At 59.5% G+C, this 17358-nt stretch carries 18 protein-coding genes and 1 other RNA gene; 11 read left to right on the plus strand and 8 right to left on the minus strand.

All coding sequences use genetic code 11. The features are described 5' to 3' along the window. Nucleotides 1-50: 50 nt before the first annotated feature. Nucleotides 51-704 (plus strand): gamma-glutamylcyclotransferase, encoded by a 654-nt coding sequence (locus GIR22_RS04205; RefSeq protein ID WP_154742100.1) that lies wholly within the window; start codon nucleotides 51-53, stop codon nucleotides 702-704. Here the strand turns inward: GIR22_RS04205 and glpT are convergent. Together glpT and GIR22_RS04215 are read right to left on the minus strand one after the other, a co-directional pair. Then, nucleotides 701-2038, minus strand: a complete 1338-nt coding sequence (gene glpT / locus GIR22_RS04210) for a glycerol-3-phosphate transporter (RefSeq protein ID WP_154742101.1) — start codon at nucleotides 2036-2038, stop codon at nucleotides 701-703. The genes GIR22_RS04205 and glpT overlap by 4 nt on opposite strands. A 196-nt stretch (nucleotides 2039-2234) precedes the next feature. Next, complete coding sequence (locus GIR22_RS04215; protein ID WP_154742102.1) at nucleotides 2235-3212, minus strand: NADPH:quinone oxidoreductase family protein; 978 nt, start codon at nucleotides 3210-3212, stop codon at nucleotides 2235-2237. 149 nt (nucleotides 3213-3361) lie between these two features. On the opposite strand from GIR22_RS04215, the gene GIR22_RS04220 reads away from it, so the two are divergent. Continuing rightward, nucleotides 3362-3769, plus strand: a complete 408-nt coding sequence (locus GIR22_RS04220) for a flagellar basal body-associated FliL family protein (protein ID WP_178122081.1) — start codon at nucleotides 3362-3364, stop codon at nucleotides 3767-3769. Here the strand turns inward: GIR22_RS04220 and GIR22_RS26650 are convergent. Both GIR22_RS26650 and GIR22_RS04230 read right to left on the minus strand, forming a co-directional pair. Then, a complete protein-coding gene (locus GIR22_RS26650; RefSeq protein ID WP_178122082.1) occupies nucleotides 3759-5774 on the minus strand; it encodes an SGNH hydrolase domain-containing protein in 2016 nt (671 codons plus the stop codon). The genes GIR22_RS04220 and GIR22_RS26650 overlap by 11 nt on opposite strands. A gap of 246 nt (nucleotides 5775-6020) precedes the next feature. Then, nucleotides 6021-6470, minus strand: coding sequence for an EVE domain-containing protein (locus GIR22_RS04230; RefSeq protein WP_154742103.1), 450 nt, complete (start codon nucleotides 6468-6470; stop codon nucleotides 6021-6023). Between the two features lie 196 nt (nucleotides 6471-6666). On the opposite strand from GIR22_RS04230, the gene GIR22_RS25925 reads away from it, so the two are divergent. Next, on the plus strand, nucleotides 6667-6816 hold the full coding sequence (locus tag GIR22_RS25925) for a hypothetical protein (RefSeq protein WP_178122083.1): 150 nt from the start codon (nucleotides 6667-6669) through the stop codon (nucleotides 6814-6816). 17 nt (nucleotides 6817-6833) lie between these two features. On the opposite strand, the gene GIR22_RS04235 is transcribed toward GIR22_RS25925, so the two are convergent. The 4 genes from GIR22_RS04235 to GIR22_RS04250 all read right to left on the minus strand — a co-directional run bounded on the left by GIR22_RS04235 (nucleotide 6834) and on the right by GIR22_RS04250 (nucleotide 8252). After that, on the minus strand, nucleotides 6834-7454 hold the full coding sequence (locus GIR22_RS04235; RefSeq protein ID WP_154742104.1) for a 5-formyltetrahydrofolate cyclo-ligase: 621 nt from the start codon (nucleotides 7452-7454) through the stop codon (nucleotides 6834-6836). Nucleotides 7455-7519: 65 nt separating this feature from the next. After that, nucleotides 7520-7698: non-coding RNA, 6S RNA (ssrS, locus tag GIR22_RS04240), on the minus strand. A gap of 30 nt (nucleotides 7699-7728) precedes the next feature. After that, nucleotides 7729-8046, minus strand: a complete 318-nt coding sequence (locus GIR22_RS04245) for a cell division protein ZapA (RefSeq protein WP_154742105.1) — start codon at nucleotides 8044-8046, stop codon at nucleotides 7729-7731. Beyond that, nucleotides 8043-8252 carry a TIGR02449 family protein gene (locus GIR22_RS04250; RefSeq protein WP_003213954.1) on the minus strand — a complete coding sequence of 70 codons (210 nt, stop codon included), beginning with the start codon at nucleotides 8250-8252 and terminating at the stop codon, nucleotides 8043-8045. Before GIR22_RS04250 ends, GIR22_RS04245 begins: the two co-directional genes overlap by 4 nt. A 138-nt stretch (nucleotides 8253-8390) precedes the next feature. Here GIR22_RS04250 and GIR22_RS04255 point away from each other — a divergent pair, with 138 nt between their 5' ends. The 8 genes from GIR22_RS04255 (at nucleotide 8391) to gcvH (ending at nucleotide 17335) form a co-directional block, all read left to right on the plus strand. Further along, nucleotides 8391-8948, plus strand: a complete 558-nt coding sequence (locus GIR22_RS04255) for a YecA/YgfB family protein (RefSeq protein ID WP_154742106.1) — start codon at nucleotides 8391-8393, stop codon at nucleotides 8946-8948. A 20-nt stretch (nucleotides 8949-8968) separates the two neighbouring features. Further along, nucleotides 8969-10291: a Xaa-Pro aminopeptidase gene (gene pepP / locus GIR22_RS04260; protein WP_154742107.1), complete on the plus strand. Its 1323-nt coding sequence runs from the start codon at nucleotides 8969-8971 to the stop codon at nucleotides 10289-10291. Further along, the gene (gene ubiH, locus GIR22_RS04265; protein ID WP_154742108.1) at nucleotides 10288-11475 is read left to right on the plus strand and encodes a 2-octaprenyl-6-methoxyphenyl hydroxylase; all 1188 of its coding nucleotides are present in this window, start codon (nucleotides 10288-10290) and stop codon (nucleotides 11473-11475) included. The genes pepP and ubiH overlap by 4 nt, the downstream gene beginning before the upstream one ends. A 73-nt stretch (nucleotides 11476-11548) precedes the next feature. Next, entirely contained in the window at nucleotides 11549-12766 is a 1218-nt protein-coding gene (locus tag GIR22_RS04270; protein WP_178122093.1) for a 2-octaprenyl-3-methyl-6-methoxy-1,4-benzoquinol hydroxylase, read from the plus strand. Between the two features lie 104 nt (nucleotides 12767-12870). Then, complete coding sequence (locus GIR22_RS04275) at nucleotides 12871-13875, plus strand: extracellular solute-binding protein (RefSeq protein ID WP_154742110.1); 1005 nt, start codon at nucleotides 12871-12873, stop codon at nucleotides 13873-13875. 169 nt (nucleotides 13876-14044) lie between these two features. Continuing rightward, nucleotides 14045-15661, plus strand: a complete 1617-nt coding sequence (locus GIR22_RS04280) for an ABC transporter permease (RefSeq protein WP_154742111.1) — start codon at nucleotides 14045-14047, stop codon at nucleotides 15659-15661. Between the two features lie 155 nt (nucleotides 15662-15816). Next, entirely contained in the window at nucleotides 15817-16899 is a 1083-nt protein-coding gene (gene gcvT, locus GIR22_RS04285) for a glycine cleavage system aminomethyltransferase GcvT (RefSeq protein WP_154742112.1), read from the plus strand. 52 nt (nucleotides 16900-16951) lie between these two features. Beyond that, a complete protein-coding gene (gene gcvH / locus GIR22_RS04290; protein WP_154742113.1) occupies nucleotides 16952-17335 on the plus strand; it encodes a glycine cleavage system protein GcvH in 384 nt (127 codons plus the stop codon). Nucleotides 17336-17358 lie beyond the last annotated feature (23 nt).

Below are 17358 nucleotides of genomic sequence, written 5' to 3' on the forward strand. Positions count from 1 at the left end.
GGTAAAGTCGCTTACAGCTGGTAACAGACGGGAGACCGAAGCGATTTGTCATGACCGCCATTGAATCCGATCTTTTGCAATTGGCTTACCCTCCGCGGCTAGACCTTGGGCCGCAACTCACTCACGAACAGTTAATGAGCTCAATGCAGGCCGCAATGGGCCGGCACAAGGGTGGCCCGGTCTGGCTGTTTGCGTATGGTTCGCTGATCTGGCGCCCCGAGTGTTCGGCGGCAGAGCGGGTGCGGGCGCGGGTCCATGGTTATCATCGCGGCTTGTACCTGTGGTCTCACGAACACCGGGGCACACCGGAGTTACCGGGCCTGGTGTTTGGCCTGGATCGTGGTGGCTCTTGCAGCGGGTTTGCCTACCGTTTGCCGGAAGAACAATTGGAAGCCTCGCTTTACGCCCTGTGGCGTCGCGAAATGCCTTATCCATCCTATCGACCACACTGGCTCAGTTGCCGTCTTGAAGATGGCAGTCAGGTGCAGGCGTTGGGATTTGTATTGGAACGGCACCTGCCCAGTTACGCCGGCAATTTGCCCGACAGTGTGCTGAACCAGGTATTTGAAAGTGCTTGCGGGCGTTATGGAACCACTCGCGATTATGTCGAGCAGACCATCAACGCCCTGCGCAGCCACGCCATGCCAGATAAAAATCTGGAGGCGCGGCTCAAGCGATGTTTCAAAAACGGCGCCTGCGATTAACGCGCAGCGCTGACGCTATTGGTGTGCCACAAGGTTGGAATCAAGAAGGCAATCGCCAGCAAACACGCACCGACCAGCAGGACAAAACCACCATCCCAGCCGAAATGGTCGACCGTGTAGCCCATGGCTGCACTGGCCGCTACCGAACCACCCAGATAGCCGAACAGGCCGGTAAAGCCTGCGGCGGTACCCGCGGCTTTCTTCGGTACCAATTCCAGCGCCTGCAGGCCGATCAGCATCACCGGGCCGTAGATCAGGAAGCCAATTGAGAACAGCGCGATCATGTCGACCATCGGGTTGCCCGGCGGATTGAGCCAGTACACCAGAGTCGCAACAGTCACCAGGGCCATAAATACGATGCCGGTCAGGCCACGGTTGCCACGGAAGATCTTGTCCGACATCCAGCCGCACAGCAGCGTGCCCGGGATCCCCGCCCACTCGTAGAGGAAATAGGCCCAGGACGTTTTATCGACGTCGAAGTGCTTGGCTTCTTTCAAATAAGTCGGCGCCCAGTCCAGCACGCCATAGCGCAGCAGATAGACAAAGACGTTGGCGAAGGCGATGTACCAGAGCATTTTGTTGCGCAGCACGTACTTGACGAAGATTTCCTTGGCGCTGAATTCGTCCTCGTGGCTGGCGTCGTAGCCTTCCGGGTAATCATTTTTGTACTGCTCGATTGGCGGCAGGCCTACCGATTGTGGGGTATCGCGCATGGTGATGAAGGCAAAGGCCGCCACTAGCAGAGCCACGGTGGCCGGGACGTAGAATGCCGCGTGCCAGTCGTTGAATAAGGCCATGCCCAGCAGGAACAGCGGGCCGATCAGCCCGCCGCCGACGTTATGCGCCACGTTCCACACCGACACTACGCCGCCGCGTTCCTTCTGCGACCACCAATGCACCATGGTCCGTCCACTTGGCGGCCAGCCCATGCCCTGGGCCCAGCCGTTAATGAACAACAAAATGAACATCATGGTCACGCTGGACGTCGCCCAAGGTGCGAAACCGAAAATGAACATCACTCCGGCGGACACCAGCAGGCCGAAGGGCAGGAAGTAGCGCGGGTTGGAGCGGTCGGACACCAGGCCCATGAGGAACTTGGACAAGCCGTAGGCAATTGCAATCGCTGACATCGCCAGGCCCAACTGACCGCGGGTGTAACCCTCGTCAATCAGGTACGGCATGGCCAGGGAGAAGTTTTTGCGCAGCAGGTAGTAGCCAGCATAACCGAAGAATATACCCGCGAAGATCTGCCAGCGCAGTCGTCGATAGGTACTGTCTATTTTTTCCTCAGGCAGGGGCGCCTGATGTGCGGCTGGGCGGAAGAAAGCAAACATTCAAGAGCTCCAAATTTCTTATTTTGACTGCGGATACGAATGTTACAGTTTCGTTACCGAAAATAGCACTGCCTCTTATCCGCAGTACAGGAAATTGGAGCAATTATATGTTCTTTTGCGAACATGTCGCTAATAGGTAAGTTGGAGGCGCAATGGGTGCTGAAGAGCACCTCTCCCACGCTGATCGCATTTCAAGTTATCTGACCTGGACGACCACCTTGCCGACCGCCTTGCGCTGGCCCAGGTCATTGATTGCCTGTGCGGCCTTATCGAGCGGGTACAGTTGCGACACCAAGGGCTTCAACTTGCCCTCGGCATACCAACTGAACAGTTGCTGGAAGTTCGCGGCATTGTCTTGAGGTTGGCGCTGGGCGAACGAACCCCAGAACACCCCGACCACTGCAGCCCCCTTGAGCAGCGCCAGATTCACCGGCAGTTGCGCAATACGTCCGCTGGCAAAGCCTACCACCAGCAGCCGACCGTTCCAGGCGATAGCGCGGATGGCTTGGTCAAACAGGTCACCGCCTACCGGGTCGTAGATAACGTCAGCGCCGTTGCCATCGGTCAGGCGCTTGACTTCGTCCTTGAGGCTGGTGTCGCTGTAGTTGATCAGCTCATCAGCGCCAGCGGCCTTGGCGACCTCGAGCTTTTCGGCGCTGCTGGCGGCGGCAATGACACGTGCCCCCATCGCCTTGCCAATTTCTACGGCAGCCAGGCCGACACCACCGGACGCTCCCAGTACCAGCAGGGTTTCACCCGCTTGCAGGTGGCCGCGCTGTTTCAGGGCGTGCATCGAAGTGCCGTAGGTCATGCTGAAGGCTGCGGCAGTGTTGAAGTCCATACTTGGCGGGATCGGCAGTACGTTATAGCCCGGCACTGCGACCTGCTCGGCAAAGCTGCCCCAGCCCGTCAGGGCCATGACCCGATCACCGACGTTCAGATGACTGATTTTTTCTCCGATTTCGCTGATTACGCCTGCCGCTTCACCGCCCGGCGAGAACGGAAAGGGCGGCTTGAACTGGTATTTGCCTTCGATGATCAGGGTGTCCGGAAAGTTGACTCCGGCGGCATGTACGTTCAGCAGGATCTCGTTCTTCTTGATCGCTGGGCTCTCGACGTCTTCCAGTACCAGGGTTTCGGCGGGGCCGAAGGCTTTGCACAGCACAGCTTTCATCGGGCTATTCCTTTTGGCGTAGTGGCCGATAAGTGTAGGTGTGTGTGCCGACGGGTCAACGAGCATGGCCCGTCCTGATGAGTCGCCATAAGCCTGTGCCCAGGCTTGTCGACGTTATGCTACCGGGCAATTGAATCGAGGAATGAACTGTGAAAGCGTGGATCGTGTTGATGCTGGCCCTGGCCCTGCCGATGGCTGTCCAGGCCGAAGAGGCCAAGGAAGGTGACGTGCCGAAGGTCAGCTATATCAGCTTGACCCCGCCGCTCGTCGGTAACTACGGCCTGGATGGCAGCCCGAAACTCAGGGTGTATAAGGCTGATATCGCCTTGCGAGTGGCTGGTCCGCAAGCAGCCAAGGCGGTCAAGGACAACGAGCCGTTGATTCGTAATCAACTGGTGGCGTTGTTTGCCCAACAGACCACCGAGACCATGAACAATGTCGACGCCAAGGAAAAACTGCGCCAGGAAGCCCTGAAACAGACCCAGCAAGTGATGAGCGATGAGACCGGCAAGCCGATCGTTGATGACTTGCTGTTCAACAACCTGATCATTCAGTAGGGGCCTGGCGCCGCACAGGGGTGTTGCGCCAGATCGCCAGCAGGGCTTGCGTCAACGAAGGTTCCAGAATGCGGTTGCCATGACCGCTGAGGTGGTTGGAGTCGAAATACAAGGGGGCGCCGCTATCGTCGTAGGCCGAGCAGGTTTGGCCGGGGCAAAGTAGAGGTAACGGGTCCCACACCGTAAGAGCGGGATGCTTACGTTTTAATAGGTCCAGGAGACTCATTTGTGGCGCGCGCAGGCGTTCAAGCTGCGTGCGCTCCATAGTCAGGCCAGGCGCACAAACGGGATTCATCCGGTTGAACCAGTCTGAACAGCGATTGGGCGCTGCCTTGAACAAGGGTTTAGGCGCATCAATCAGAAGATAGACCCCGGTTGCTTCCAGTCGCGTCAGGATGGCATTGGCGGAGGTTCGGGCGGCCTGAATGTGCTCGGTACTTAACTCGGCCAGCGCCTCATTGAGCACCAATTCCTCGTCGCGCTTCCAGTCTCGGCTGGCAAGTTCTGGCATCCGTAGAGAGGCGAGAAAGACGATATCCCCAGGTTTGGCCCGGGCTTCGATATCCAGCAAGTCGACTTCCCTCGCCTCGGCACACTGGGCGGGGTCTGCGGCAATGAGACTGACAACCCCACAGCCACCTCGTTCGTATTCCACCACCGTGATGCCCAGTTTCATCGATACGATTTTCAAAAGGGTACGGTATGCAGCGGTATGGGAGTCGCCGATAACAAAGAGCTGTCGCCCTTTCAGCCGTGGGTCCTCAATTGGGTTGATGTCCTCTCTCGGATAATGCTTGTAGGCATACCAGGTATAGGTGTCGCGCGTCTGGCTGAGTGAAAGTTGGTCGGGGTTGTTCGCGACCCACAGCGCTCCCCACCAGAGCAGGCCGACTGCCGCGAAACTGGATGCGCAAGTGACCCAGGCACGGCGTTGCAAGGCTGACCTGCCAGTACGGACAGGTGTTTCAATCCAATGGTAGGAGGCTGCCGCGAGGGCAACAACCAGGAGAGGATAGGCCAGTTGTACGACGAGCAGCTCCAGCCCTGTTGTCCAGCGCAAGAGCACGGCTACAGGCCAATGCCAGAGGTAGAGCGAATAGGACAGCCGTCCCAGGTAGGTCACCAGGCGAGATTGGAGCAGGCGTTGCGCCAGGGAGGGTGAGCCTGGGGTTTGCAATACCACCGTCGCAATCAGCAGTAAGGTTCCGAGAACTGTTGCCAGCGCCCAGGGGAAAGGGAACTGATTGCGTTCGGCGAACAGGAAGCCGGCCAGTACCAACGTAAAGCCGATCGCCAGCATGAAGGGCCCAAGGCATGCCCAGGCAGGTGAAAAGCGTCGGTTACCAATGGCCTGGAAGAGCAAGGCGCCGGCTGCCAACTCCCAGAATCGGCCGGGGAGCAGGTAGAACGCAGAGAGCGGTTCAGTGCGTGTCAGCCATGCGCTGATGGTCAGGGAGGCCAATGCCATGACCGGGAGTGCGGCCCGGACCAAAAAACTATGTTGCCGGTAACGAAGCCAGAGAAAGTAAAGCGCTGGAAAGATGATGTAGAACTGCTCTTCGACGCCCAGCGACCACGTATGCAGGTAAGGGTTGAGTTCTGCGCTCGGAGAAAAATAAGTGTCGTTGTTCCAGGCCAGTACGAAATTACTCAGGCCAAAGAACGCTGCCAGCCCAGTGCGATTGATCAACTCGCTGAGCCAGAATTGCGGCATGAACATCGCCGAGACAACAAAGCTGACACACAGGACCGTCAGTAGCGCGGGCAGGATACGCAGCAGGCGGCGGCGATAAAAGTCCATCAGGTAAGCGCCAAATCCCAGCTTGCTCCGTGCGCTGAGGGATTGGCTGATCACATAGCCGGATATCACGAAAAACATGTCTACGCCGGTGAAGCCCCCAGGCAGCAGGTCCAGAAAGTCGAGATGAAAGACGAGCACGCTGAGAACGGCGATGGCACGTAAGCCATCAATTGCAGGAACGTAGGCAGAGGTTGGCTGAGGCACGGGGGCCTGTCCTTTTTGGGGGTGTTGGCCGCAGAGGTCGAGGCGGTGTGCTCGAAAAAATCATTCTGCCAAGATCGGCAACCAAGCACGACTGGCCGTTCGGCCAGGTGTGTGTGTGAGGGTATTACCCAATCCTGAGGCCAGGCTTTTCCTGGGACGGGCCAGCAGTACCGGAAAAACGGCTTCCAGGCGCAAGCCTCGCGGCGGACAGGCGAACCGAAACCTCTTCGCGAACAAGCTTGCCCATTAACGCAGCTCGAGTATGGCGCCCCACTGTTCAGCGGTGACTGGCATCACCGAGAGGCGGCTACCTTTTTGTACCAGGGGCCATTCGGCGAGTGCGGTCTGTTGTTTCAGATAACCCAATCCCAGCACCTTGGGAAATGTCTCGACGTGGGCAACATTGATTGCGCTCCATGGGTTTTTCTCGGGGCTGGCCTTGGCGTCGAAGTAATGGCTGTCAGGCTCCAGCGCCGTCGGATCCGGATAGGCTGCCTCGACGATTTTTCCGATCCCGGCAACCCCAGGCTCCGGGCAACTGGAGTGGTAGAAGAAGAATTCGTCGCCCACCGCCATCGCCCTCAGGAAGTTGCGTGCCTGATAATTACGCACCCCATCCCAACGTGCTTCGCCGAGCTTTTCCAGACCCATGATGGACAGTTCATCGGGCTCGGATTTCATCAGCCAATAGGCCATGTTTTGGCTCCTCAAAAAGGGGGTTGGGCAAGTTGCCTGACAATTACACGACAAACCGACAGTCGGTTGACGTCAAGGTTTGCGTGTTGGTTCACGTTAACGCAGAATGCCGGGATTTTAAGCTTGACGCAGCTACAACGGACTACTTAGGAACGTTGCTGTCATCGTGTACGAGATGCCTGAAGGGGGGCAATCGATGCAACGCAAACCGGATTTACTATGGATTTTGGTTATTTTGTTTGGTCTGGGTGTCGTGACCACCGGCTATGCGCAGAGCTTGTGGACAAACAAGACGGATGCCCCCGTTGAACTTGCACAGCAGCCGCCACAACTCTTCAAGCGTTGAAGCTACTTTGGTGCCGTCTATTCTGACGGCGCCCCCTCTGCAATATACCAATGCCTATCGGTGACCGTACCTTCAAGTGGTACATCCCAGCTTGCCTGCGCCAGGCGTTCGACTTTTTGACATTCATGGGCCAGGCCCAACAGCCTCGGCTTGCGCCAGGTTTTTCTGCGCGCCAGGTACGCCAGGCTGCGGTCATAGAAGCCGCCACCCATCCCTAGTCGTCCACCCGTGTCATCGAACCCCACCAGCGGTAACAGCACCAGGTCCAATGCCCACAGCTTGCGTTGCCGTGTGACATTGATCCGTGGTTCAAGAATGCGAAAACGATTGGGGGTCAGCTTTTCCCCTGGGCGCACCCGCTGGAACACCATCTTGGTCCGTGGCCACGCGCTGAGTACCGGCAGGTAAGTGGCCTTGCCCCGACGCTGGGCGGCTCGCAGCAGCAGGCGCGGATCGATTTCACCGTCCGTCGGTAGATATAGAGCGATATGGTTGGCCCGGCGAAACAGCGGGTGCTGTGCCAGTTGCCGATACAGGCCATGGGCGGCCCGGCGCTGCTCGCTGGGCGTGAGGGCTCGGCGGGCTTTGCGCAACATGCGTCGAAGTTGCGGGCGGGAAAGCGGCGCAGGCTCGGTCATGGGTGTCGGCTTTTTGCAAGTGATAAAACAATGCCAGTCAAGAGACTGGCATTGGATAGGGAATCAGGCTCCCCGACAGAACCGCTGTCGACTTAGCCCTTGAACCCGAAAGTTCAAGGTGGAAGAAGCAGTAGGCTTTAAGGCTTTCCGTCTAGCGGACATGCACACCAGCCCAACGTGCAACTTCCAGGGTAGTGCGAATCGGCTCAGGGACATCGCCGACTGGCAAGCACGCCAGGGAGTGGGGCGAGTATACCCCAAACAGGCGCGGCAATCAGCCCTTGGGTTGCTCTGTGTCGCTGGAAAGCACCAGGTCAACGCGTTCCAGCAGGTCACGCACTTGCTCACGGGTCGACCCGCTGGCCTGCACGTCCGGGAGTTCCTGCTTATGCAGTAAATCGTGGGTGATATTCAGGGCGGCCATCACGGCAATCCGATCAGCACCGATCACTTTGCCGCTGCTGCGGATTTCGCGCATCTTGCCATCCAGGTAGCGCGCGGCGCTCACCAGGTTACTGCGTTCTTCCTGTGGGCAGATGATCGAATATTCTTTGTCGAGAATCTGCACGGTGACGCTATTGCTTGAACTCATGAGTCTTGCTCCAGGGCCTTCAGGCGCGAAATCATCGATTCGACCTTACGCCGGGCGATTTCGTTTTTTTCAATGAGGTGCGCGCGTTCCTCGCGCCAGGTCTTTTCCTGAGCTAATAGGAGTCCATTTTGACTCTTTAGTTGCTCGACCCGGTTAATTAGCAATTCGAGTCTGGCCATCAGCGCTTGCAGGTCGGTGTCTTCCATTGGGTTCCACTGGTTTTGTCTGATGAATGGCAACTGCTGGATAAACGATCTGACGCCCTCGATAGTCTTGGTACGTCTGCCGATGCTAGGATACAGCGCTTCATTCTAGACATTGCGCCGCCTGGCGCCTAGCTCACCATGCCTATTCAGAATTCCCCGTACGACGCTTTTTCCAAACTGCTGAGTTCCAGCGGTCATCCTTGCTCGCCCGCCGAGCTTCACGGTGTGTTGCTGGGCCGCAGTTGTACCGGTGTCGGGTTTGATGCCGATAACTGGTTGGCCGATGTGGCTGAGCTGCTGGAAACCGAGCCACTAGATAACGTTCGCAACGCTCTTATCGGTTTGCAGGAGATGGTCAAAGGCGAACTGACTGGCGACGATGTGACCGTTGTCCTGCTACTGCCTACCGATGACGCGCCGCTCACCGAGCGCGCCGCTGCACTGGGCCAGTGGTGCCAGGGTTTCCTCCACGGTTTTGGCGTGAACTCCGCCGGCCTGGAATTGAGCACTGACGCCAAGGAAGTGCTGCAAGACCTCGCCGCCATCTCTCAGGTGCAAGACGCCCTTGAAGAGTCCGAAGACGGCGAAAGCGACTACATGGAAGTCATGGAATACCTGCGCGTCGCGCCGCTGCTGCTGTTCACCGAGACCCGTAAATCGGTTGAGCCAGTAGCACCCAAGCCGTCGCTGCACTGAGAAAGGATGCCCATCTGCCCATGATCCATATCCCGAAAGCGGAATACACCCGTCGCCGCAAGGCGCTCATGGCGCAGATGGAACCCAACAGCATCGCCATCCTGCCGGCTGCTGCAGTTGCGATTCGCAACCGCGACGTTGAGCACGTCTACCGCCAGGACAGCGATTTCCAGTACCTGAGCGGTTTCCCCGAACCCGAAGCAGTGATCGTGCTGATGCCCGGTCGCCAGCATGGCGAATACGTGCTGTTCTGCCGCGAACGCAATGCCGAGCGCGAATTGTGGGACGGCCTGCGGGCCGGCACCGAAGGCGCGATTCGTAGTTTTGGCGCCGACGATGCCTTTCCCATCACCGATATCGACGACATCCTTCCTGGCCTGATAGAAGGTCGCGACCGGGTGTATTCGGCCATGGGCAGCAATGCCGAATTCGACCGGCACCTGATGGAATGGATCAACGTGATCCGCTCCAAGGCCCATCTGGGCGCCCAGCCACCGAACGAATTTGTTGCCCTGGATCACCTGCTTCATGACATGCGCCTGTATAAGTCGGCGGCAGAAGTGAAGGTGATGCGCGAAGCCGCACGGATTTCTTGCGCGGCTCATGTGCGAGCCATGCAGGCAAGTCGCGCCGGTTTGCATGAGTTCAGTCTGGAAGCGGAGCTCGATTATGAGTTTCGCAAGGGTGGGGCGAAGATGCCGGCCTATGGTTCGATCGTCGCTTCGGGGCGCAACAGTTGCATCCTGCATTACCAGCAGAATGACGCGGTGCTCAAGGATGGCGACCTGGTGCTGATCGATGCCGGCTGCGAGATCGACTGCTACGCCAGCGATATCACCCGTACCTGGCCGGTCAACGGTAAGTTTTCCGCAGAACAGAAGGCCATCTACGAAGTGGTATTGGCGTCGCAGGAAGCGGCTTTTGCCCAGATTGCGCCGAACAAACACTGGAATCAGGCCCATGAGGCGACAGTGCAAGTCATCACCGCCGGGTTGGTGAAGCTGGGGTTGCTGAAGGGCGATGTGGGCGAGTTGATTACCAGTGAAGCCTACAAGACGTTCTACATGCACCGTGCCGGCCATTGGCTAGGAATGGATGTGCATGATGTGGGCGAGTACAAGGTGGGCGGTGAATGGCGGGTTTTGGAAGTCGGCATGGCCTTGACCGTGGAGCCCGGCATCTACATTTCCCCGGACAACCAGAGCGTGGCGAAGAAATGGCGTGGCATTGGCGTACGCATCGAGGACGACGTGGTAGTGACCAAGCAAGGCTGTGAAATGCTCACCGGTGGAGTGCCCAAGTCCGTCGCCGAGATCGAAGCCCTGATGGCGGGCTCACGATGAGCCGGGTCAATCTGGCGATTATCGGTGGCGGCCTGGTAGGCGCCAGCCTGGCGTTGGCGTTGCAGGCCGGGGCTAAGGCTCGCGGCTGGAAGATCGTGCTGATCGAGCCTTTTGCCCCCGGCGACAGCTACCAGCCGAGCTATGACGCCCGTTCCTCGGCATTATCATTCGGCGCCCGGCAGATCTACCAGCGCTTGGGCGTGTGGCAGGACATCTCCCGCCGCGCGGAGCCGATCAAGCAGATTCACGTGTCGGACCGTGGACGCTTTTCCACTGCCCGGCTGTCGGCCATGGAGGAGGGTGTTCCCGCGCTTGGCTATGTGGTGGAAAACGCCTGGCTTGGCCAATGCCTGTGGCAAGGCCTGGACAAGGACGTGGTCAGTTGGCGCTGCCCGGCCGAAGTCACGCGCATGGAGCCTCTGGTAGACGGCTATCGCCTGGGCCTCAATGACGAAACCGTTTTGGAATGCGACCTTGCGGTATTGGCCGATGGGGGCCGCTCCGGTCTGCGGGAGCAATTGGGCATCGGTGTCAAAAAGCGGCCCTATAACCAGAGCGCGTTGATTGCCAACATCACCCCGAGCGAATCTCATAACGGCGAGGCCTTCGAGCGCTTCACCGATGAAGGTCCGATGGCCTTGTTACCACTACCGGATAACCGCTGTGCGTTGGTCTGGACTCGTGTCGGGATGGATGCCCAACGCCTGGCCAGCCTGGATGAGCGCAGTTTCCTCGACGAATTGCAGGGCGTATTCGGCTATCGCCTGGGTACCCTGAAGCAGGTCGGTGCCCGTCACTTGTACCCGTTGACCCTGGTGGAAGCCGAGGAGCAGGTGCGCTCACATCTAGTGGTGCTGGGTAACGCGGCGCATAGCCTGCACCCGATTGCCGGGCAGGGTTTCAACCTGTCCCTGCGGGATGCCTATGCCCTGGCCGAGACTCTATTGGCCGGGCCGGCGGTGCCGGGAGACCTGGCGACCTTGCAGGCCTATCGTGAGCGCCAGCGTTTGGATCAGAAGCTGACCGTGGGCTTCTCCGATCAGGTCACGCGGCTGTTTGGCAGCGCTCAGCCACTGGTGGCCATGGGCCGTAATATGGGATTGCTGGGCCTGGATCTGCTCCCGCCGGCCAAGCGCTGGTTCGCTCGTCAAGCCATGGGCCTGGGCACGCGCCCGGATGTTTGAACAGCCCTCAAGATTTACTTATTCCTTTACCTGTGGCGTACGCCGCACGCGAGACAAGGCTTAAAGCATGGACATGCGCGCAGATCTGCTGATTGTCGGGGCCGGAATGGTCGGAAGTGCCCTGGCGCTGGCGTTGCAAGGCAGCGGCCTGCAAGTGCTGCTGCTCGACGGCAGCCCGTTGAGCGTCAAGCCGTTCGACGGTGATGCACCGTTCGAACCGCGAGTGAGCGCCTTGTCGGCTGCCAGCCAGCGTATTCTCGAGCGCCTGGGTGTGTGGGACGGCATCCTCGGTCGTCGCGCCAGTCTCTATGGCGAAATGCAGGTGTGGGATGGCAGTGGCACTGGACATATCCACTTTTCGGCGGCCAGCGTGCATGCCGAGGCGTTGGGGCATATTGTTGAAAATCGTGTGGTTCAGGACGCCTTGCTCGATCGCCTGCATGGCTGCGACTTGGGCCTGTTGGCCAATGCGCGCCTGGAGCAGATGCGCCGCTCCGGCGATGACTGGCTGCTGACCCTGGCCGACGGCCGCACCTTGCGCGCACCTTTAGTGATCGCGGCTGACGGTGCCAACTCGGCGGTGCGTCGCCTGACCGGCATAGCGACCCGCGAGTGGGATTACCTGCATAACGCCATCGTCACAAGCGTGCGCAGTAGCCAGCCGCATCAGAAGACCGCCTGGCAGCGTTTTACCGATCATGGTCCATTGGCATTTCTACCGCTTTCGCGGGATGGGCAGGAAGACTGGTGTTCCATCGTCTGGTCGACCACCCCCGGCGAGTCTGAACGCTTGATGGCGCTGGATGATGAAAGCTTCTGTCGTGAGCTGGAGCGCGCCTTTGAAGGCCGCCTGGGTACCGTCTTGAGCGCCGACCCACGGTTGTGCGTGCCCTTGCGTCAGCGCCACGCCAAACGTTATGTGGCCGAAGGGCTGGCATTGATCGGCGATGCCGCCCACGTGATCCATCCGCTGGCGGGGCAGGGCGTGAACCTGGGCTTCCTCGATGCCGCGGTGCTGGCCGAGGTGCTGTTGCAAGCGTCCGAGCGGGGCGAGCGGCTGGCGGATGTGAAGGTGCTCAGTCGCTACGAGCGTCGGCGCATGCCGCACAACCTGGCGCTGATGGCTGCGATGGAAGGGTTTGAGCGGTTATTTCAGGCCGACCAACTGCCGTTGCGTTGGTTGCGCAATACCGGGTTGAAGGTGGTGGATCAAATGCCCGAGGCGAAGGCACTGTTTGTACGCCAAGCGTTGGGGTTGACCGGGGATTTACCGGCACTGGCCAAGGCTTGAGTCGCTGGTGCAACATCTCGTAACGCCTGCGCTGAGTGTTCGGTTGAGAAGGTAAATGTGAGTCCTTATCATTTGCGCTCATTTCGCTACGAGAGACCGCACCCATGTTGGTACCCAAGCGCCTCCTGAGTGCTCTGGCACTCACCCTTATCGGCACCACCACCGTACAGGCGGCCGATGAAGTTGTGGTCTACTCCTCGCGCATCGACGAACTGATCAAGCCCGTATTCGACGCCTACACCAAAAAGACCGGTGTGCAAGTCAAGTTCATCACCGACAAGGAAGCGCCGCTGATGCAGCGGATCAAGGCCGAAGGTGAAAACGCCACCGCCGACCTGCTACTGACTGTCGACGCCGGTAACCTCTGGCAGGCCGAGCAAATGGGCATCCTGCAGCCATTCACCTCCAAGGTGATCGACGCCAACATTCCCCTGCAATACCGCTCATCGGCCCACGCCTGGACCGGCCTTAGCCTGCGGGCGCGGACCATCGCTTATTCCACTGACCGGGTGAAGCCAGGCGACCTGACCACCTATGAAGCCCTGGCTGACAAGCAATGGGAAGGCCGTTTGTGCCTGCGTACAGCCAAGAAGGTCTACAACCAGTCGTTGACCGCGACCTTGATCGAAACCCACGGTGCGGACAAAACCGAAGAAATCGTCAAGGGTTGGGTCAACAATCTGTCCACCGACGTGTTCTCCGATGACGTCTCCGTGTTGGAAGCCATCAACGCCGGGCAGTGTGATGTCGGTATCGTCAATACGTACTACTACGGTCGCTTGCACAAGCAGAAGCCGGACCTGGCAGTCAAACTGTTCTGGCCGAACCAGGGCGACCGTGGGGTTCACGTCAACCTGTCAGGCATCGGCCTGACCAAGTACGCACCGCACCCGGAAGCGGCGAAGGCCCTGGTTGAGTGGATGACCACGCCTGAGGCGCAGAAGATCTTTGCTGACGTGAACCAGGAGTTTCCAGCCAACCCGGCGGTAGAACCTTCAGAAGAAGTGAAGGGGTGGGGCAAATTCGTGGCCGACACCCTGCCGGTCGAAGTGGCCGGCAAACGTCAGGCTGAAGCCATTCGCCTGATGGATCGGGCTGGCTGGAACTAAGTCACCCGTTATACTGCGCCCCGTGTCTATGGGGTTGATCGTTCCCGCGCCCTGCGTGGGAATGCCGCCCTCAACGTTCTGCGTCGCGCTGTGAAGCGTGGCGCAGAACGTCACAGGTCGTGTGCCCACGCAGAGCGTGGGCACAATCATTTTTAGAGAGAGTTGTTTCTTGGCCCACCCCGCCCAACGCCGCTGGTACCTGCCGGTCTTCACCGTCGCCGCCCTGGTGCTGCTGCCGCTGAGCGTTCTGTTGCTGTCCTGGCAGACCATTGACCAACAGATCTGGTCCCACCTGTGGGACACCCAGATGCCACGCCTGCTGGGCAACACCCTGACCCTGGTGCTGGGCGTCGGCGTGGGTGTCACATTACTGGGCGTCAGCCTGGCCTGGCTGACCAGTCTTTGCGAATTCCCCGGTCGGCGTTGGTTGGACTGGGCGCTGATGTTGCCGTTTGCCATTCCTGCTTATGTCCTGGCGTTTGTCTTTGTCGGTCTGCTGGACTTCTCCGGGCCGGTGCAAACCCTGATGCGCGAATGGTTCGGTACGGGCTTGCGCCTGCCTCGTGTGCGGTCTACCAGCGGCGTGATCATCGTTTTGGTGCTGGTGTTCTACCCCTACGTCTACTTGTTGGCGCGTACGGCGTTTCTGGCTCAGGGAAAAGGCTTGATGGAAGCGGCGCGAGTGTTGGGGCAATCGCCATGGCAGGCCTTCTGGCGCGTGGCCTTGCCCATGGCGCGCCCCGCCATCGGCGCTGGCGTCGCGTTGGCACTGATGGAGACCCTGGCGGACTTCGGCGCAGTCTCGGTCTTCAATTTCGACACGTTCACTACCGCCATCTACAAGACCTGGTACGGCTTTTTCAGCCTTTCCAGCGCAGCGCAACTGGCGAGCCTATTGCTGTTGGTGGTGATGCTGGTGCTGTATGGCGAGCGTCGCGCCCGAGGCGCCAGCCGGCCCAGTAATGAGCGGCCTCGCGGCAAGGCGTTGTACCACCTGCATGGTTTCAAGGCGGCAGCGGCCAGTGGCTGGTGTGGCTTGGTCTTTGCCTGTGCCTTCGTGATTCCGATACTGCAACTGGTGGCCTGGTTCTGGCAGCGCGGCCGGTTCGACCTGGACGAGCGCTACGCCGGCCTGATCGTCCATACCCTCTACCTGGGAGGCATGGCCGCCCTGATCACCGTCAGTGTGGCGCTGGTGCTGGCGTTCGCCCACCGCCTGGCGCCCACCCGGGCCATTCGCTCCGGGATCAGCCTGGCCAACCTGGGCTACGCCTTGCCGGGATCGGTGCTGGCCGTGTCGATCATGCTGGCGTTCAGCTACTTGGATCGTGAATTGGTGATCCCGCTGTCGGGATGGTTGGGTGGGGCCGGCAAGCCGCTGTTGCTGGGCAGTCTCTGGGCACTGTTATTGGCGTATTTGGTGCGATTCATGGCGGTAGCCTACGGCCCTTTGGAGAATAGCCTCGCGCGAATCCGGCCCTCTTTGCCGGAAGCGGCCCGCAGTCTGGGGGTGAGCGGTCCACGACTGTTTTTCAAAGTGTATCTGCCGCTGTTACTGCCCGGGACCTTGAGCGCGGCGCTGCTGGTATTTGTCGATGTGCTCAAGGAAATGCCTGCCACCCTGCTGATGCGCCCGTTTGGCTGGGATACGCTGGCAGTACGGATTTTTGAAATGACCAGTGAAGGGGAGTGGGCGCGGGCCTCGTTGCCGGCGCTGACGCTGGTGTTGGTGGGGCTGTTGCCCGTCGTCGGACTGATCCGACGTTCGGCTCAACGCATCGGTTAGGTGTCAGTCCTACGGCTTGCGGCTACAATGCGCGGCATTCGGTGCGGTCCATCTTTCAGATCGGTGGCTGAACGTGGCTGCAGGCCTTGTATTTCAAGGTGTGTATCCCGAACGGCAACCGTCCGCATCTTCGCCACGCCCGGAAGGAGAAACCCATGGGACAGCGTACGCCTCTGTATGACCTGCATCTCGCCCTCGGCGCGAAAATGGTCGATTTTGGCGGTTGGGATATGCCTCTGCACTACGGCTCGCAGGTTGAAGAGCACCATCAGGTGCGACGTGACTGCGGTGTGTTCGATGTATCTCATATGACCGTGATCGATGTCACAGGCCCCCAGGCCAAGGAATGGCTCCAGCATTTGCTGGCCAATGATGTTGACCGTCTGCACGGCTGCGGCCGAGCGTTGTACAGCGCCATGCTCAACGAGCAGGGCTGCGTGGTGGACGACATGATTGTCTATCGCACTGAAAGCGGTTATCGGTTGGTGGTCAATGCCGCCACCCGCGACCAGGACATGGCATGGATGCAGGCTCAACTCGGCAACTATCAGGTGCAGCTCCACGAGCGGTCCGAATTGGCCATGCTCGCTATTCAGGGCCCTCATGCCCGGCAAAAGATCGCCGAACTGGTGACCCAATCCCGCGCCACCTTGATTCATCAGCTCAAGCCCTTTGAAGGCCAGGCCGACGGCGATTGGTTCATTGCCCGCACCGGCTACACCGGCGAGGACGGCCTGGAAATTGTCTTGCCCGCAGATCAAGCCCCGGCGTTCTTCAACGATTTGGTTGGCGCTGGCATCTCGCCCATTGGCCTTGGCGCGCGCGACACCCTGAGGCTGGAGGCTGGCATGAACCTCTATGGCCAGGATATTCACCTGGCCGTGTCGCCGTTGGCGGCCAATATGGCCTGGAGCATCGCCTGGGAACCTGCCAGCCGCGACTTCATCGGCCGCGCCGCCCTGGAAGCGGAGCGGGCGGCGGGGGTGAAGCTCAAGTTGGTGGGGCTGGTGCTGGAAGAGCGCGGGGTTTTACGTGCTCACCAGGTGGTTCGTATCGCCAATGTTGGCGAAGGAGAGATCACCAGTGGTAGTTTCTCTCCCACGCTGAGCAAATCCATTGCCCTGGCGCGTGTACCGACGGCGACTGCCGATCGGGCCGAAGTGGAAATCCGCGGCAAGTGGTACCCGGTTCGAGTGGTCAAGCCGACCTTCGTGCGCCATGGCAAAACCTTGATCTAATCTTTTCCGGCGGGCCAATGGCCGCTGACATTTCTTCTTGAGGACACAGACTATGAGCAATATCCCTGCCGACCTGCGTTTTGCCGAAAGTCACGAATGGGCCCGTTTGGAAGCCGATGGCACCGTGACCGTCGGGATCTCGGACCATGCCCAGGAAGCATTGGGGGATGTGGTGTTCGTTGAGTTGACCGAAGTCGGCAACGTGTTTGAGGCGACTCAGCAGGCCGGCGTGGTTGAATCGGTGAAGGCCGCTTCGGATATCTACTCGCCCATTGCTGGCGAAGTGATCGCGGTGAACGAAGCCTTGAGCGGTGAGCCAGAGCTGTTGAACTCCGACCCTTACGGCGCCTGGATCTTCAAGCTCAAGCCAAGCAACCCGGCTGAGCTGGAAAAACTGCTGGACGCTGCCGGTTACAAGGCTGCCATCGGCGAGTGATCCTGCTGCGGGAGCCGGCAACC

Source organism: Pseudomonas karstica, from assembly GCF_009707515.1.
In the GTDB taxonomy this organism is placed as follows: Bacteria; Pseudomonadota; Gammaproteobacteria; order Pseudomonadales; family Pseudomonadaceae; genus Aquipseudomonas; species Aquipseudomonas karstica.

Excerpts from the sequence above, each read along its gene's own strand:
- GIR22_RS04205 (WP_154742100.1), top strand. The coding sequence starts at position 51 with ATGACCGCCATTGAATCCGATCTTTTGCAATTGGCTTACCCTCCGCGG.
- glpT (WP_154742101.1), bottom strand. The coding sequence starts at position 2,038 with ATGTTTGCTTTCTTCCGCCCAGCCGCACATCAGGCGCCCCTGCCTGAG.
- GIR22_RS04215 (WP_154742102.1), bottom strand. The coding sequence starts at position 3,212 with ATGAAAGCTGTGCTGTGCAAAGCCTTCGGCCCCGCCGAAACCCTGGTA.
- GIR22_RS04230 (WP_154742103.1), bottom strand. The coding sequence starts at position 6,470 with ATGGCCTATTGGCTGATGAAATCCGAGCCCGATGAACTGTCCATCATG.
- GIR22_RS25925 (WP_178122083.1), top strand. The coding sequence starts at position 6,667 with ATGCAACGCAAACCGGATTTACTATGGATTTTGGTTATTTTGTTTGGT.
- GIR22_RS04235 (WP_154742104.1), bottom strand. The coding sequence starts at position 7,454 with ATGACCGAGCCTGCGCCGCTTTCCCGCCCGCAACTTCGACGCATGTTG.
- GIR22_RS04245 (WP_154742105.1), bottom strand. The coding sequence starts at position 8,046 with ATGAGTTCAAGCAATAGCGTCACCGTGCAGATTCTCGACAAAGAATAT.
- GIR22_RS04250 (WP_003213954.1), bottom strand. The coding sequence starts at position 8,252 with ATGGAAGACACCGACCTGCAAGCGCTGATGGCCAGACTCGAATTGCTA.
- GIR22_RS04255 (WP_154742106.1), top strand. The coding sequence starts at position 8,391 with ATGCCTATTCAGAATTCCCCGTACGACGCTTTTTCCAAACTGCTGAGT.
- pepP (WP_154742107.1), top strand. The coding sequence starts at position 8,969 with ATGATCCATATCCCGAAAGCGGAATACACCCGTCGCCGCAAGGCGCTC.
- ubiH (WP_154742108.1), top strand. The coding sequence starts at position 10,288 with ATGAGCCGGGTCAATCTGGCGATTATCGGTGGCGGCCTGGTAGGCGCC.
- GIR22_RS04270 (WP_178122093.1), top strand. The coding sequence starts at position 11,549 with ATGCGCGCAGATCTGCTGATTGTCGGGGCCGGAATGGTCGGAAGTGCC.
- GIR22_RS04275 (WP_154742110.1), top strand. The coding sequence starts at position 12,871 with ATGTTGGTACCCAAGCGCCTCCTGAGTGCTCTGGCACTCACCCTTATC.
- gcvT (WP_154742112.1), top strand. The coding sequence starts at position 15,817 with ATGGGACAGCGTACGCCTCTGTATGACCTGCATCTCGCCCTCGGCGCG.
- gcvH (WP_154742113.1), top strand. The coding sequence starts at position 16,952 with ATGAGCAATATCCCTGCCGACCTGCGTTTTGCCGAAAGTCACGAATGG.